The sequence below is a fragment of the Pseudomonas sp. E1MeOHC2 genome, assembly GCF_058745025.1.
Genome location: NZ_CP196675.1, coordinates 547,350 through 561,823 on the forward strand (window position 1 = coordinate 547,350; position 14,474 = coordinate 561,823).

The 14,474-nt window shown below is 62.2% G+C and carries 14 protein-coding genes; 3 read left to right on the plus strand and 11 right to left on the minus strand.

Going from position 1 to position 14,474, the window contains the following annotated elements; all coding sequences use genetic code 11:
• Positions 1 to 3 precede the first annotated feature (3 nt).
• The 6 genes from ACSSU5_RS02390 to ACSSU5_RS02415 all read right to left on the minus strand — a co-directional run bounded on the left by ACSSU5_RS02390 (position 4) and on the right by ACSSU5_RS02415 (position 5,503).
• Positions 4 to 1,446, minus strand: coding sequence for an aminotransferase-like domain-containing protein (locus ACSSU5_RS02390; protein ID WP_264312317.1), 1,443 nt, complete (start codon positions 1,444 to 1,446; stop codon positions 4 to 6).
• 293 nt (positions 1,447 to 1,739) lie between these two features.
• A complete protein-coding gene (locus ACSSU5_RS02395; protein ID WP_264312316.1) occupies positions 1,740 to 2,552 on the minus strand; it encodes an OmpA family protein in 813 nt (270 codons plus the stop codon).
• Entirely contained in the window at positions 2,549 to 2,902 is a 354-nt protein-coding gene (locus ACSSU5_RS02400) for a DUF4398 domain-containing protein (RefSeq protein WP_264312315.1), read from the minus strand. Before ACSSU5_RS02400 ends, ACSSU5_RS02395 begins: the two co-directional genes overlap by 4 nt.
• 9 nt (positions 2,903 to 2,911) lie before the next feature.
• Positions 2,912 to 3,733, minus strand: coding sequence for a substrate-binding periplasmic protein (locus ACSSU5_RS02405; RefSeq protein ID WP_264312314.1), 822 nt, complete (start codon positions 3,731 to 3,733; stop codon positions 2,912 to 2,914).
• Between the two features lie 90 nt (positions 3,734 to 3,823).
• The gene (locus ACSSU5_RS02410; RefSeq protein ID WP_264312313.1) at positions 3,824 to 4,753 is read right to left on the minus strand and encodes an electron transfer flavoprotein subunit alpha/FixB family protein; all 930 of its coding nucleotides are present in this window, start codon (positions 4,751 to 4,753) and stop codon (positions 3,824 to 3,826) included.
• Positions 4,754 to 5,503 (minus strand): electron transfer flavoprotein subunit beta/FixA family protein, encoded by a 750-nt coding sequence (locus ACSSU5_RS02415; protein ID WP_027592887.1) that lies wholly within the window; start codon positions 5,501 to 5,503, stop codon positions 4,754 to 4,756.
• Positions 5,504 to 6,041: 538 nt separating this feature from the next.
• On the opposite strand from ACSSU5_RS02415, the gene ACSSU5_RS02420 reads away from it, so the two are divergent.
• Positions 6,042 to 7,724, plus strand: coding sequence for an electron transfer flavoprotein-ubiquinone oxidoreductase (locus tag ACSSU5_RS02420; protein WP_492560513.1), 1,683 nt, complete (start codon positions 6,042 to 6,044; stop codon positions 7,722 to 7,724).
• 72 nt (positions 7,725 to 7,796) lie between these two features.
• Here the strand turns inward: ACSSU5_RS02420 and ACSSU5_RS02425 are convergent, their stop codons facing one another.
• The 5 genes from ACSSU5_RS02425 to ACSSU5_RS02445 all read right to left on the minus strand — a co-directional run bounded on the left by ACSSU5_RS02425 (position 7,797) and on the right by ACSSU5_RS02445 (position 11,112).
• Complete coding sequence (locus ACSSU5_RS02425) at positions 7,797 to 8,198, minus strand: type II toxin-antitoxin system MqsA family antitoxin (RefSeq protein WP_492560514.1); 402 nt, start codon at positions 8,196 to 8,198, stop codon at positions 7,797 to 7,799.
• Between the two features lies 1 nt (position 8,199).
• Positions 8,200 to 8,496 carry a type II toxin-antitoxin system MqsR family toxin gene (locus ACSSU5_RS02430; RefSeq protein WP_492560515.1) on the minus strand — a complete coding sequence of 99 codons (297 nt, stop codon included), beginning with the start codon at positions 8,494 to 8,496 and terminating at the stop codon, positions 8,200 to 8,202.
• A 94-nt stretch (positions 8,497 to 8,590) separates the two neighbouring features.
• Complete coding sequence (locus tag ACSSU5_RS02435; RefSeq protein ID WP_492560516.1) at positions 8,591 to 9,916, minus strand: MFS transporter; 1,326 nt, start codon at positions 9,914 to 9,916, stop codon at positions 8,591 to 8,593.
• A gap of 69 nt (positions 9,917 to 9,985) precedes the next feature.
• Positions 9,986 to 10,465 (minus strand): histidine kinase, encoded by a 480-nt coding sequence (locus ACSSU5_RS02440; RefSeq protein ID WP_264312308.1) that lies wholly within the window; start codon positions 10,463 to 10,465, stop codon positions 9,986 to 9,988.
• Between the two features lie 170 nt (positions 10,466 to 10,635).
• The gene (locus ACSSU5_RS02445) at positions 10,636 to 11,112 is read right to left on the minus strand and encodes a sigma-70 family RNA polymerase sigma factor (protein WP_264312307.1); all 477 of its coding nucleotides are present in this window, start codon (positions 11,110 to 11,112) and stop codon (positions 10,636 to 10,638) included.
• Between the two features lie 225 nt (positions 11,113 to 11,337).
• Between ACSSU5_RS02445 and ACSSU5_RS02450 the strand changes: the two genes are divergently transcribed.
• Positions 11,338 to 12,507: an efflux RND transporter periplasmic adaptor subunit gene (locus ACSSU5_RS02450; protein WP_264312306.1), complete on the plus strand. Its 1,170-nt coding sequence runs from the start codon at positions 11,338 to 11,340 to the stop codon at positions 12,505 to 12,507.
• Positions 12,508 to 14,472 (plus strand): MacB family efflux pump subunit, encoded by a 1,965-nt coding sequence (locus ACSSU5_RS02455; protein WP_492560517.1) that lies wholly within the window; start codon positions 12,508 to 12,510, stop codon positions 14,470 to 14,472.
• Positions 14,473 to 14,474: the final 2 nt, after the last annotated feature.

Genomic DNA, 14,474 nt, shown 5'->3' on the forward strand with positions numbered 1-14,474 from the left:
AGCCTACAAAAGCGAACCCGTAGTCTCCCTGCACAATTGCTGAGCCAACAGGCCAAGGGTAATCACCGCCCTCTCGGCTTCTTTATTCCACGGAATCCCGCAGTTAAGCCGGATGCAGTGGTTGAACTGTTCGGTGTTACTGAAGATCAACCCTGGCGCAATACTGATGCCCTGCTCCAGCGCCCGCACATGCAGATCCTGGGTATTGACGCGCCCCGGCAGGCTCACCCACAGAATGAACCCCCCCGTTGGGCGAGTCATCTGAGTGCCTTCGGGGAAGTGCTGCTGCACCGCCAGCTGGTAGGCGCTGAGGTTTTTGCGGTATTCCTGGCGGATGTAGCGCAGATGGCGGTCATAGCCGCCGTTCTCCAGGTAAGCAGCCACCCCCATCTGCGTCACACTGCATGCCGAATGGGTGGTGAACGTCTGCAGGCGCTGGATTTCCTCCTGGTAGCGCCCCGCCACCATCCAGCCGACACGCACACCCGGCGACAGCGTCTTGGAAAAGCTTGAGCAGTAGATCACTCGATCCAGTCGATCGAATGCCTTGAGCGCCTTGGTCTTGCCCTGCTCGAACATCAGCTCGCCATAGATGTCGTCTTCGATGATCTGAATATCGAAGTCCGAAGCCAGACGCAGCAACTGCTTCTGCCGCTCCTCGGGGATAGTGCCGCCCAACGGGTTGCTCAGGCGCGCCGTCAGCACCAGCGCCTTGATCGACCACTGGTTGGCCGCCAGCTGCAAGGCCTCAAGGCTGACGCCGGTGGACGGATCGCTGGGGATCTCGATGACTTTCAGGCCCAGCAAGTCGGCCAACTGCAGCAAACCGTAATAGGTCGGCGATTCGGCGGCGATCAGATCCCCCGGGCGGGTCAGCACCCGCAGGGACATCTGCAACGCATCGACACAACCATGGGTCACGATGACTTCACGCGGGTCAACCAGCACCCCCGCATCGCGCATGCGAATGGCGATCTGCCGGCGCAGCGGCTCGAAGCCTGGGCTGAACATGTAGCTGAAAGCGCGCGGGCTATGGAAGCGGGTCACCTTGGCAATCTGCTGGTGCAGGGCACGCACCGGCAGGTAGTCCACATGGGGAACCGCCGCACCGAACGGGAACACGCCATCGCGGCGGGCCTCGGTCAATACCTGCTGGATGATGCTGGCCCGGGTCACCAGGCCAGGGCGCTCCACACGGGCGATGTCCGGCGTCTGCGCAGTCAGGGCCGGGGTTTGGTGAACGTAATACCCCGACTGCGGACGCGCACGGATCAGCCCCTGGTCTTCGAGATTGGCATAGGCCTGCAGCACCGTGGCATGGCTGACGTTGAGCTGGGCGCTCATCTTACGCACGGAGGGTACGCGCTCGCCTGGCTGGTAGACACCGCGACGGATGTCCTCGGCCAGTTGCTGGGCGATACGCTGGTATAGCAGCAGGTTGGTCATGGCGATATCTCGACGCGCGGACGGGCTCGTTATTCTTGTGCGACACACTGACGGCAGAGAATACCGTAACAGTTGCGAAGTGTACTGGGACAGATTGCAGAATAGCCAACAATACAATGCCAGGACAGCATCCAGACCAGCGAGCCGGCCCACTCACCGATAACTGGCAGGCAACAGAGGTGACTGGAGAGTGGGTTAACCTGTGGGAGCGGGCGTGCCCCATTCGCGGGGCACGCCCGCTCCCACAATGAGCAGGTTCAATCACCTGCAAGGAGAACCAACCGCCAGCGAGATCAGCGCGCCGGCGCGAGCTTGCCCTTGTCGTCAGAGAAGACGATTTCTACCCGACGATTCTGCGCCCTGCCCCGCTCCGAGGCATTGGCCTCGATCGGGTACTGGTCACCGTAACCTTCAACCTGCAGACGCTTTTCGTCGATACCCAGGTCGACCAGCATATCGGCCACTGCCTGCGCCCGATCACGCGAGAGCTTGAGGTTGTCTTCCGAGGCACCGGTGCTGTCGGTGTAACCCTCGATACGTACGATCCGGCGCGGATTGAGCTGAAGGAACTGCACCAGCTTGAGCACGGTACGGCTGGCCGAGTTCTTGAGGTCAGCACGCCCGGTGTCGAACAGCACATCGCCCAGGGTCATCACCAGACCACGGTCGGTCTGCTCCGAGGCCAACGCGGCGATCTGCGATTCGACCCACTTGCCTTGCTGCTGCACGCTGGCCAGCTTGGCCTCACGCAGCGCCAATTGCAGGCGTTGACGTTCAAGGTCGAGCTTGGCCTGGCGCTCCTGGTTAAGCGCGAGCTTGGCGTGCTCGCTGGCAATTTCGCTGTAGCGCTGGCTCAGGTAGGCGTAATGACGCACATCGGTGCCGGTGCCGATGTAACTGGACAGGCGCTCGGCCCGTGCCAGCGACTCGCCCGCGCGGATCACGTCGCGCGGCGCGCTGCGCAGCACGTCGGAGTCGTCCTTGACCTTTTGGAAGGTGGCGCTGGCTTCATCCAGTGCCGCCTCGCTGCGTTGGCTGGCGCAGCCCTGCAGCCCCGCCGTCAACGCCAGCAACACCAGCGCGGCCATTGGTGTGGAGCGCATCATGGCTGAACCTCCAGCTGTTTGCGCAGGCGCTTGACCCGCGACTGCAGCAGTTGCAGCTGCTCTTCACTCTTCTGGTTCAACACCTGGGCCTCGGCCAGGCGTGCATCCAGCTCGGCCTGCTCGGCACGCATGCGCGCATCGCGATAATCTTCGGTGAGCATGTTGGTCTTGGCCCGGGCGAGCTTGTCTTCGGCCAGCTTCAGCGCTTCGACCTGCTCGGTGGCGCCGACCGCCTTGGCCTGCTCCAGCGCCTGCTCGGAAATGCGCAGTTGCTCGTTCGGCGCCGGGTCGTTGGCGCAACCCGCCAGGCCGAGCATGGCCAGAGCAAGGATTAGTGGTTGGATTCTCACGCAATCTTCCTAGTGTTTGGGGGCGTCCAGCGGCACCTGCATCTGCGCCTTCCAGCGCTCGACATTACGTTGCAGCACAGCCTCGGACGCACCGGAGATCGGCAATTCTGTCAGTTTTTTCGCCAGTTGCCCACGCAGCCAGCTGTCATTGCACGCCGAGTTGTGCGACACGGCCAGGTACAGCCCAGGGCGATCGACCGGCAGACCGCGGGCAATCAGGTTGTTGCCCATACCCAGGCTCTGGGTCATGGCCATGCCCGAGTAGCGCCCGGCGAGCACATAATCCACCTGCCCTAACACCAGCTTCTGGAATGCCTGGGTCAGGTTTTGCGCCGGCTGCAACTTCAGGTGGGCTTTGGCAAAGGCTTCAAAGGCAGGGGTCAGGCGTGCGCGCTCGGACACCCCGCCCTGATACTTGGCCAGGTCCGCCGGGCCGTCGAACGCCAGCTCGGCGTCGTGACGGGTCCAGACCAGGTATTCGTTCAACTGCAAGGGTGGGTGGATATAGTCCAGCGCGGTCAGTTGCCCAACCTGCAGAGGGGTATCGAGCAGCAGGTCCATGCGGCCGCTGCGCACCTCCTCCAGGGCCTGATCGCGGCGCCCGGCACTCAGCACCTCAACCTTGACACCCAATTCGCTGGCCACCTGTTGCAACAGATCGACATTGGCCCCGATCAGGTGTTTGGGGTCCTTTGGATCCTGCCAGGAATAGGGCGGTGCATCGGGGCTGCCGGTCGCGATCAGACGCTCGCACTTGCCTGCCGCCATCGCGACCGGCGACAGCAACGCCGCCATGCATGCCAGTACTCCGCCCGCTTTGCAAAACCTCATGCTCACTCCTAGCCGTGACACCCTGAAATCCATAAAAAAACCCGGCCCTCAGTACGAGGGCCGGGCTTCTTTATAAGTGAAGCAGGCGGATCAGACCAGCTTTTCCAGCTCCGGAACCGCTTCGAACAGGTCGGCAACCAGGCCGTAGTCGGCAACCTGGAAGATCGGCGCTTCTTCGTCCTTGTTGATCGCAACGATCACTTTGGAGTCTTTCATGCCGGCCAGGTGCTGGATCGCGCCCGAGATACCGACGGCGATGTACAGCTGCGGCGCGACGATCTTGCCGGTCTGGCCGACCTGCATGTCGTTGGGCACGAAGCCTGCGTCGACTGCGGCGCGCGAGGCACCCACGGCAGCGCCGAGCTTGTCGGCCAGGCTGTACAGGTGCTTGAAGTTGTCACCGTTGCCCATGCCGCGGCCGCCGGAAACGACGATTTTGGCAGCGGTCAGCTCTGGGCGATCGGACTTGGCCAGCTCTTCGCCAACGAAGGACGACTTGCCAGCGTCATGGGCGGCAGCAACGGCTTCAACCGAGGCGGAACCACCTTCGGCAGCGACTGCGTCGAAACCGGTGGTACGCACGGTGATGACCTTGACCGCAGCGCTCGATTGCACGGTGGCAATGGCGTTACCGGCGTAGATCGGGCGCTTGAAGGTGTCAGACGATTCGACCGAGATGATCTCGGAAATCTGGTCGACGTCCAGCAGAGCGGCGACGCGCGGCAGGATGTTCTTGCCGTTGGTGGTGGCCGGGGCCAGCACGTGGCTGTAGCCCTTGGCCAGCTCGACGATCAGCGGCGCGGCGTTTTCCGGCAGCAGATGGGCGTAGGCTGCGTTGTCAGCAACCAGTACCTTGGCAACACCGGCGATCTTGGCAGCGGATTCGGCAACACCGCCGACGTTCTGGCCAGCGACCAGCACATGCACATCACCACCGATCTTGGCGGCTGCGGCGACAGTGTTCAGGGTGGACGGGGCTACAGCACCGTTCTCGTATTCAGCGACAACCAGGATAGTCATTTAGATTACCTTCGCTTCGTTCTTCAGCTTCTCGACCAGTTCGGCCACCGACTTGACCTTGATACCCGCGCTGCGTGCAGCCGGCGCTTCGACTTTCAGGGTCTTGTTGGTGGAAGCGAGCGATACGCCCAGCGCGTCTGGCGTTACGGTCTCCAGCGGCTTTTTCTTGGCCTTCATGATGTTCGGCAGCGACGCGTAGCGCGGCTCGTTCAGGCGCAGGTCGGTGGTGACGATAGCAGGCAGGCTCAGCGATACGGTCTGCAGGCCGCCATCGATTTCACGGGTGACGTTCAGCTTGTCGCCAGCGACTTCCACCTTGGAGGCGAAGGTACCTTGGGCGTAGCCGGTCAGCGCGGCCAGCATCTGGCCGGTCTGGTTGTTGTCGCTGTCGATCGCTTGCTTGCCGAGGATGACCAGCTGTGGCTGCTCTTTGTCGACAACGGCCTTGAGCGCCTTGGCCACGGCCAGGGAGTTCAGTTCATCAGCGGCTTCTACCAGGATGGCGCGGTCGGCACCCAGGGCCAGGGCGGTACGCAGCTGCTCCTGGGCAGTGGTCGGGCCGACGGAAACCACGACGATCTCGGTCGCAACGCCCTTCTCTTTCAGGCGTACGGCTTCCTCAACGGCGATTTCGCAGAAGGGGTTCATGGACATCTTGACGTTTGCAAGGTCGACGCCGGAGTTGTCCGCTTTGACGCGAACCTTGACGTTGTAGTCGACCACTCGTTTGACAGCTACAAGAACCTTCATGGATTCCTCGTTACTCTCCGGTGAATAGAAAGTCGCCTGGGGACATGCCCGGCGATGCGCGTGGGTACAAGGGCACCTCTAAAAACGTACCGGGAGGCGCAAACTTCATGGTGACCGAGCAGTCTTTTCGAGACGCTTGCGGTAAATACCCGCGGGTCATTTTCTGTGGTGGCGTGTAAACTCCACTACAAACCGTGAATTGGCCCGAAAGCCCTACCCCACACCTGGTCTTTAGAGGTGTACCTGCGCCCGGCGGCAAGCCTACGGCGAACGTAAAACCGCTCGTATCTTGACCGCAACACCCAATCCGGTCAATACGGCAAATCGGTCACCCTCCAGCCGCACTCCTGTGATTTTACTGGCCTGCGGCAAATTCAAACAAACGTTTGTATTGGACCCGCCAAGTGGTGTAGATATAATGCGCGGCCAAGACAAAACGGTGTAGTCCATCCTCTGCGCTGCTACAGCTCCGCTCCCGTGAAGCGTGGTGCGCATGATCACCCCACACCCATAAGACAAAGCAACAGCACGAGCCTTGATGAGTAGGAGAGAACCAGTGGAACGCGAATACATGGAATTCGACGTGGTCATCGTCGGCGCCGGCCCGGCGGGGCTGTCCGCCGCCTGCCGCCTGAAGCAGAAGGCCGCCGAAGCCGGTAGCGAGATCAGCGTCTGCGTGGTCGAAAAAGGCTCTGAAGTCGGTGCACACATCCTCTCCGGCGCGGTGTTCGAGCCGCGCGCCCTGAACGAACTGTTCCCTGACTGGAAGGAACTGGGCGCGCCGCTGAACACCGAGGTCAAGCGCGACGATATCTATGTGCTCAAGGATGCTGGCAGCTCGGTCAAAGTCCCTGACCTGTTCGTGCCCAAGACCATGCACAACCAGGGCAACTACATCATCTCCCTGGGCAACCTGTGCCGCTGGCTGGCCCAGCAGGCCGAGAACCTGGGCGTGGAAATCTACCCAGGCTTCGCTGCCCAGGAAGCGTTGTTCGACGAGAACGGCGTGGTTCGCGGCATCGTCACCGGCGACCTGGGTGTCGACCGCGAAGGCAACCCGAAAGAGGGCCTGTACACCCCAGGCATGGAACTGCGCGCCAAGTACACCCTGTTCGCCGAGGGTTGCCGTGGCCATATCGGCAAGCAGTTGATCAAGCGCTTCAACCTCGACAGCGAGTCCGATGTCCAGCACTACGGCATCGGCCTCAAGGAAATCTGGGAAATCGACCCAAGCAAGCACCAGCAGGGCCTGGTGGTGCACACCGCCGGTTGGCCGCTGGACGTGGTGAGTACCGAGAACACCGGTGGTTCGTTCCTGTACCACCTGGAAAATAACCAGGTGGTGGTGGGTCTGATCGTCGATCTTTCCTACAGCAATGCCTACCTGTCGCCGTTCGATGAGTTCCAGCGCCTGAAGCACCACCCCGTGATCAGCCAATACCTTGAAGGCGGCAAGCGCATCAGCTACGGCGCCCGCGCCTTGGCCAAAGGCGGTATCAACTCACTGCCGAAGATGGTCTTCAACGGCGGTGCGCTGATCGGGTGCGATTTGGGCACCATGAACGTGGCCAAGATCAAAGGCAGCCACACGGCGATGAAATCCGGCATGCTTGCCGCTGAAGCCGTAGCAGACGCCTTGATCGCCGGTAGCGAGGGCGGCGACCAGCTCAATGGCTACGTCACCGCGTTCAAGGCCAGCTGGCTTCACGAAGAATTGTTCGCCAGCCGTAACTTTGGCCCGGCCATGCACAAGTTCGGCCCATTGCTCGGTGCGGCATTCAACTATGTCGACCAAAACTGGTTCGGCGGCAAGCTGCCGTTCACCCTGCACGATACCAAGCCGGACTACGCCTGCCTCAAGCTCGCGACGGAGTCGAAAAAGATCGACTACCCGAAACCGGACGGCAAGCTCAGCTTCGACAAGCTCAGCTCGGTATTCCTCTCCAGCACCAACCATGAAGAGGAACAACCCTGCCACCTGAAACTGACCGACCCGAACATCCCGATCGCCAGCAACCTGCCGCTGTACGACGAGCCGGCCCAGCGTTACTGCCCAGCAGGTGTGTATGAAGTAGTCAGCAACGAAGACGGCAGCAAACGCTTCCAGATCAACGCGCAGAACTGCGTGCACTGCAAGACCTGCGACATCAAGGACCCCGCCCAGAATATCACCTGGGTCACCCCTGAAGGCGCCGGCGGGCCGAACTATCCGAACATGTAAGGCCCCCTGCCCTTGCGGCAACAAAAAGCCCCCGCCTCGTGAGAGCCGGGGGCTATTTGTTGCCTACCTGCATCAGGCGGTACGCACTTCCTCGAACAGTTCAGGGTGGCGGTCCAGCAGTTTGAACAGCTTGACCAACGCCACGGGTGGTCTGGTTTTACCGTTTTCGTAGCGGGAGAACGCATTGACGCCACCCCCGAAGATCTCCCCTGCCTCGCGCTGGTCGAGATCGAATTTCTTGCGCACTGAGACGATGAAACCAGGGTCGACCGCCGCAGCGTTGACCTGGCGATTGAACGCCGACATCAGGTCACTGATGCGCTGAGCTTCATCCATACTCAGCACACTCTCGCCGCATACACCGCAATAATCGCCGAAAACATCGGGAATTACAGTTGACTCACCTTTATACCGGTATGGCATGTCATGCGCCTGTGCGACCAGTTCCGCCCCTCCACACATCGGGCATTTCATATCAAAGCTCCTTGAATGACACGATCAGCAGATCATCAATCACCATCAACTTGAGATAGACCCTGCCAACAGTAGTTTGGGGGCGATAGACATCTTGCCAAAGGCGGTGATCATGGTAAGTCGTCATGCTTTTATAGAAATCCTTGACGGACAGACCACGAACGATGTCGACGATGTCAAAGGGACCTAAACCCAACGCCAGCGCTCCCAGCGTCGCCGATTGTGTTGTATTGACCTTGCCCTGGTTCAACAGCAATCGCACCCGCTCCAGTGGGCAATGAGGCGTTCTCTTTTCCATGAGAAATTAACCTTCCAGGTTAAATTTGGCTAATAGGTTATTCCAATAGCCCCCACCCGGAAGTCTGCCTCACCACCTGCCAGCCGCTACTGGCTCATTTGTCACCACACATGATCGGCATCGGCTCCACCGCAAACGCCAAGGGCTCGCGACGCCCGAAGTACAGGGCGGTGAGCAAACCTACCGCGCCCATGATCAGACAAAAGCCGACACACACCCACGGGCTCCAGGGCATCAAGGCGATCAGCGCCAGCGGCGTGGTGCTGGCCCACAGGGCATAGGCGACGTTGTAGGTGAAGGAAATGCCCGACACCCGGATCTGCGCAGGGAACAGCCCGACCATCACCGACGGCACCACGCCCACCACGCCACAGCACAACCCTGCCACTGCATAAGCCAGCCAGGTTGCGCCCCACTGCCCCACCAGGCTTGCATACAACACGCCGATGCCCAGCGGCAGCAGTAGGCTATAGATCATCAGCGCACGCCAGGCGCCCAAGCGATCAACCAGCAGGCCAGCCAGCACGCAGCCGATATTCAAGAAAACGATGCCTGCACTGCTCAAGGCGAAGGTGTGCCCGGCCGTCATGCCAAAGCGCTGCTGCATCACCGTCGGGGTAATCACCACCAGTACCACCACGGCCGACGTCAACACACAGGTCAACAGCGCAGCCGGGATCAGCGCCCGGCGATGTTCGCCCAGCACACGCCGCAGCGGAAACGCCACCGGCGGCTCCCGGCGCTCGCGCAGGGCCAGAAACACCGGCGTCTCGCTAAGCCAACGGCGCAGCCACACACCAATCACACCAAACACCCCACCGAGCAGGAAAGGGTAACGCCAGGCATGGTCGAGAATTTCCTCGGGTGTGAACACCTGCGCCAGCAGCGTGGCCGTCAGCGCGCCCAGCAGGTAGCCGAAGGTTAGCCCGGCCTGCAGGAAGCCCAGGGCATAGCCACGCCGACCCGGTGGCGCGTGCTCGGCAACGAACGTCCAGGCGCTCGGCACTTCGCCCCCTACCGCTGCCCCCTGCAGAATGCGCAGCGCCAGCAGGATCAGTGGCGCGGCATAGCCGATGTCGGCATACGTCGGCATCACGCCGATCAGCAGGCACGGCAGGGCCATCATCAGGATGCTCAGGCTGAATACCCGTTTGCGCCCCAGATGATCGGCAAAATGCGCCATCAGGATGCCGCCCAGCGGCCGCGCCAGGTAGCCCGTGACGAAGATCCCGAAGCTTTGCAGCAGACGCAGCCATTCGGGCATCTCTGGCGGGAAGAACAACTTGCTCAGGGTCAGGGCGAAGAACACGAAGATGATGAAATCGTAGATTTCCAGCGCGCCACCCAGTGCCGCCAGCCCCAGGGTCCGGTGGTCGCCACGGCTGAAACGGGGCGGGCGAACGGTATCGATGGCAGTCATGGCAGGGTCCGCAGATCGGCAAAGGGCAAGAGGATAGCAAATCCCTGCCTTGCCCTGCCTGTATCGGCGCTAGCGGCTGAAGACCGTGTGGGCGAAGTTCGCCCTTGGGCGCGGGCGCGGCGAGCTGGCCGGTGCCGCCACAGGCAGGGGCAGTTTGCTCACCAGCAGCGGCGCGTCGATGATCGCCATGAACGACTCAAGCGCCTCGTTATCCGGTGCCTGCGGCAGGCTCACGCTGACGGCCTGGCGCTCGGTCTGCGGCACCGCGGGCACTTTCAACTGCTGGGAGTGATAAAGCAGGGCATGCTGGATCTGCGTACTGACCCGGCAGAAGCGTGCCAGGTCGACGCCGACGTGGCTGGCCAGTTCGATGTTGCCCAGCAGCAGATGAAAGGGCTGCAAGGCACAGTGCACCAGGCGCTGCAGTTCCTCGAAGCTGTCCACGGGCGCAATCCGGTAATAGCCCAGGCCATTGAGCAGTTTTTCCAGCTGCAAGCGCTGGCACGGATGCTCGTCGGCGATGAGGATGCGCAGGGTCTTGTTTGCCATTATCGGACCTGGGCAGTTAGGTAATAAGGGACACTCCCTGACCATACTGCGCCAGTAACGGCAATCGCCAAAGCTATGCCTGGCTGGGGTCTCTCTTGATAGTTGTCGGGAAAGCCGCATAAATCAAGTCGCGGGCTGACGGAATTTTCATCTGTCTTTTAGTCGGGCGTTCAAGATTCCCACTCGCGCATGCGCACACGGCAGTGCTTCATGGCATTGACGATGTGTTTTTCCACCACGCTGCGGGACACCCCCAGGCGCTCGGCGATCTGCTGATGCGACAGGCCATCGAGCTTGCGCAGCAGGAAGCAATCTCGACAGACCTTGCCCAGTTCATCCAGGGCGCGCTGCATCAGCGCCAGACGCTGGTCAAGCTGGATGTCGAGGCTGGGCGCAGGGCTATGCCAGCGCTCGTCGCTGTCCAGCACTTCCAATGGCTCGGCCTGGCGCACCTGATGGCGCCGGTGACGATCGACCACCAGATTAAGCGCGGTGCGGTAGAGGAAAGCACGCGGATGCTCGATCCGCTGCGCATCGGTACGCTCCAGCACCCGCAGATAAGCATCGTGCGCAACGTCTTCGGCTGCCTGACGACTGCCCAGGCGCGCGGAAAGAAAGCCCACCAGTTCGCGATAGTAATGTTCCACGACGTTACCTGAGAGGGCCCTGCAGCTTTTGTCTGGAAGCCTTTCGCAAAGCTGCGCAGGACCGAAGTGATGTCAACGTGCGATCTTACAAATTATAATTATTCTCAGCAACACGACATCCTCCTACCCTGTACGCTAAATCCGTCTCGCTAGCCTTCGTCTATCTGGGACCTCAGTACGCGCCGCTTTTCGGCGCGTGGCCTTCACTCCTGGCTGGAAGTCTGCATGCGACGTTTACCCCACAACCGCCGTCGGATACTGCTCGGTGGCCTTGCCCTGAGCCTGGGCAGTTTGCTGGCCTGGAAGACCTTGCCCTTCGGCGCGCAGCCGATCAGCACGGTCGCCGTCACCCGAGCCGATATCGAAAGCAGCGTCACCGCCCTGGGCACGCTGCAACCGCGGCGTTACGTCGACGTGGGCGCCCAAGCCTCCGGACAGATCCACAAGCTGCACGTTGAAACCGGCGACCAGGTGCGCAAGGGCCAGTTGCTGGTCGAGATCGACCCGTCCACCCAGCAAGCCAGGCTCGATGCCGGGCGCTATTCGATTGACAACCTCAAGGCCCAGTTGGCCGAGCAGCGCGCACAGTTTCAATTGGCCCAACAGCAGCTCAAGCGCCAGCGCGACCTGGCCGCCGCCGGCGCGACCCGTGACGAAGACGTGCAGACGGCCGATGCCCAGCTCAAGGTGACCCAGGCCCGTATCGACATGTTCCAGGCGCAGATCCGTCAGGCCCAGGCCAACCTGCGCAGCGACGAGGCAGAACTGGGCTACACGCGCATCTATGCGCCCATGGACGGCACCGTGGTGGCGGTCGATGCCCGAGAAGGCCAGACCCTTAACGCCCAACAGCAGACCCCCTTGATCCTGCGCATCGCCAGGCTCTCGCCCATGACCGTCTGGGCCCAGGTGTCGGAAGCTGACATCGGCAAGGTCAAACCCGGCATGACCGCCTACTTCACCACCTTGGCCGGCGGCAAGCGCCGCTGGACCAGCACGGTCCGGCAGATTTTGCCGATCCCGCCCAAGCCGCTGGACCAGAGCAGCCAAGGGGGCGGAAGCCCGACCAGCGCCACCAATGGCACCACCGGCAGCCAAGTGGTGCAGTACACCGTGCTGCTGGATGTCGACAACCCGGATGGCGCCCTGATGGCCGAGATGACCACACAGGTGTTCTTTGTCGCAGGCCAGGCCAGCCAGGTGCTGACCGTGCCACTTGCCGCGCTGGACGACAGCGATGGCTTGCGCCTCGCCCGGGTACTCAACAGCAAAGGCGAAGTGGAACAGCGCCAAGTCCAGACCGGCCTGAGCGACCGGCTGCGGGTGCAGGTACTTGACGGCCTCAGCGAAGGCGAGCGCCTGGTGATCGGCGCCCCCAGCGTCAGCGGAGGTTGAATGACTACGCCCCTGATCGAACTGATCGACATCCGTAAATCCTACGGCGGCGTCGATACCCCCAAGGTCGACATCCTCCAGGGCATCAGCCTGAGCATCCACCCCGGCGAGTTCGTCGCCATTGTCGGCGCGTCCGGTTCAGGCAAATCGACGCTGATGAACATCCTCGGCTGCCTCGACCGGCCCACCGCCGGGCACTACCGTTTTGCAGGCAAGGACGTCGCCGAACTGGGCAGCGACGAGCTGGCCTGGTTACGCCGCGAAGCCTTTGGCTTCGTATTCCAGGGCTACCACCTGATCCCCTCGGGCTCGGCCCAGGAGAACGTCGAGATGCCGGCCATTTATGCCGGCATCGACGCCAGCGAGCGCCACGCGCGCGCTACCGCCCTGCTCACCCGCCTGGGCCTGGCGAGCCGCACGGGCAACCGCCCGCATCAGCTGTCCGGCGGCCAGCAACAGCGCGTATCGATTGCGCGGGCGTTGATGAACGGTGGCCACATCATCCTCGCCGACGAACCTACCGGCGCGCTCGACAGCCACAGCGGCACCGAAGTCATGGCGCTGCTCGACGAACTGGCCAGCCAAGGCCATGTGATCATCCTGATCACCCACGACCGCGAAGTGGCGGCGCGGGCGCAGCGGGTCATTGAAATCCGCGATGGCCTGATCATCAGCGATTCGGCCGCCGAGCAGCCTCCGCCCCACACAAACCAAGGGCTACAGGCCGACGACCTGCGCCAGCGCCTGGACCGTGGCGCAACCCTGCGCGGGGCCTGGAAAGGTGAACTGTTCGAGGCCCTGCAGGCCGCCTGGCGGGTGATGTGGGTCAACCGCTTTCGCACCGCCCTGACCTTGCTCGGCATCGTCATCGGGGTAGCCTCGGTGGTGGTCATGCTCGCCGTCGGCGAAGGCAGCAAGCGCCAGGTCATGGCGCAAATGGCGGCGTTTGGCTCGAACGTCCTCTACCTCAATGGCAAACCGGCAACCCTGGGTGAACAGGCCGGCACCATCACCCTCGACGACGTCGCGGCCATCGGTGAACTGCCCCAGGTCAAGCACGTCATGCCAGTAATCGGCGACAAGCTGATGGTGCGCCACGGCAACAACAGCCAACAGTTCTATGTCGGCGGCAACAACATCTGGTTCCCGGAGATCTTCAACTGGCCGGCGGTCGAGGGCGCCTTCTACAGCGAGGCCGACGAAGCCAGTGCCGCACCCGTGGCGGTGATCGGCCAGAAGGTGCGAGAGAAGATGCTCGACCCCGGGCGCGACCCGCTGGGGCAATACATCCTGATCGGCAATGTACCCTTCCAGGTCGTTGGCATTCTCGCGGGCAAAGGCGCCAGTTCCGGCGACCAGGACAGCGACGGACGCATCGCGGTGCCCTACTCCGCCGCGGCTATCCGCCTGTTCGGCCAGCGCGACCCAGACTACATCGCCGTCGCCGCCCACGACTCGACCCGGGTCAACGAAGCCGAAGTGGCCATCGATCACTTGTTGCGCCAGCGCCACCAGGGCCGCCAGGATTTCGAGCTGACCAACGACGCCGCACTGATCCAGGCCGAAGCCCGCACGCAGAACAGCCTGTCGCTGATGCTGGGCGCGATCGCTGCGATTTCGTTGTTGGTGGGCGGCATCGGGGTGATGAACATCATGCTCATGACCGTGCGCGAGCGCACCCGTGAAATTGGCATCCGCATGGCCACCGGCGCACGCCAGCGCGACATCCTGCGGCAGTTTCTCAGCGAGGCCGTGATGCTGTCGATGGTCGGCGGCGTGGCCGGCATCGTCCTGGCCCTGGCCATCGGCGGCGCCCTGATGCTGGCCGAAGTTGCCGTGGCCTTCGCCCTGCCTGCCATATTCGGCGCGTTCGCCTGCGCTGTCGTTACCGGCATCGTGTTCGGCTTCATGCCGGCCCGCAAAGCCGCCCGACTCGACCCGGTCAAAGCCCTTACCAGCGAATAATC

What these genes read in the sequence shown, in the direction of transcription:
- ACSSU5_RS02390 (WP_264312317.1), bottom strand. Translation starts at nt 1,446, where the DNA reads ATGACCAACCTGCTGCTATACCAGCGTATCGCCCAGCAACTGGCCGAG.
- ACSSU5_RS02395 (WP_264312316.1), bottom strand. Translation starts at nt 2,552, where the DNA reads ATGATGCGCTCCACACCAATGGCCGCGCTGGTGTTGCTGGCGTTGACG.
- ACSSU5_RS02405 (WP_264312314.1), bottom strand. Translation starts at nt 3,733, where the DNA reads ATGAGGTTTTGCAAAGCGGGCGGAGTACTGGCATGCATGGCGGCGTTG.
- ACSSU5_RS02410 (WP_264312313.1), bottom strand. Translation starts at nt 4,753, where the DNA reads ATGACTATCCTGGTTGTCGCTGAATACGAGAACGGTGCTGTAGCCCCG.
- ACSSU5_RS02415 (WP_027592887.1), bottom strand. Translation starts at nt 5,503, where the DNA reads ATGAAGGTTCTTGTAGCTGTCAAACGAGTGGTCGACTACAACGTCAAG.
- ACSSU5_RS02420 (WP_492560513.1), top strand. Translation starts at nt 6,042, where the DNA reads ATGAGTAGGAGAGAACCAGTGGAACGCGAATACATGGAATTCGACGTG.
- ACSSU5_RS02425 (WP_492560514.1), bottom strand. Translation starts at nt 8,198, where the DNA reads ATGAAATGCCCGATGTGTGGAGGGGCGGAACTGGTCGCACAGGCGCAT.
- ACSSU5_RS02430 (WP_492560515.1), bottom strand. Translation starts at nt 8,496, where the DNA reads ATGGAAAAGAGAACGCCTCATTGCCCACTGGAGCGGGTGCGATTGCTG.
- ACSSU5_RS02435 (WP_492560516.1), bottom strand. Translation starts at nt 9,916, where the DNA reads ATGACTGCCATCGATACCGTTCGCCCGCCCCGTTTCAGCCGTGGCGAC.
- ACSSU5_RS02440 (WP_264312308.1), bottom strand. Translation starts at nt 10,465, where the DNA reads ATGGCAAACAAGACCCTGCGCATCCTCATCGCCGACGAGCATCCGTGC.
- ACSSU5_RS02450 (WP_264312306.1), top strand. Translation starts at nt 11,338, where the DNA reads ATGCGACGTTTACCCCACAACCGCCGTCGGATACTGCTCGGTGGCCTT.
- ACSSU5_RS02455 (WP_492560517.1), top strand. Translation starts at nt 12,508, where the DNA reads ATGACTACGCCCCTGATCGAACTGATCGACATCCGTAAATCCTACGGC.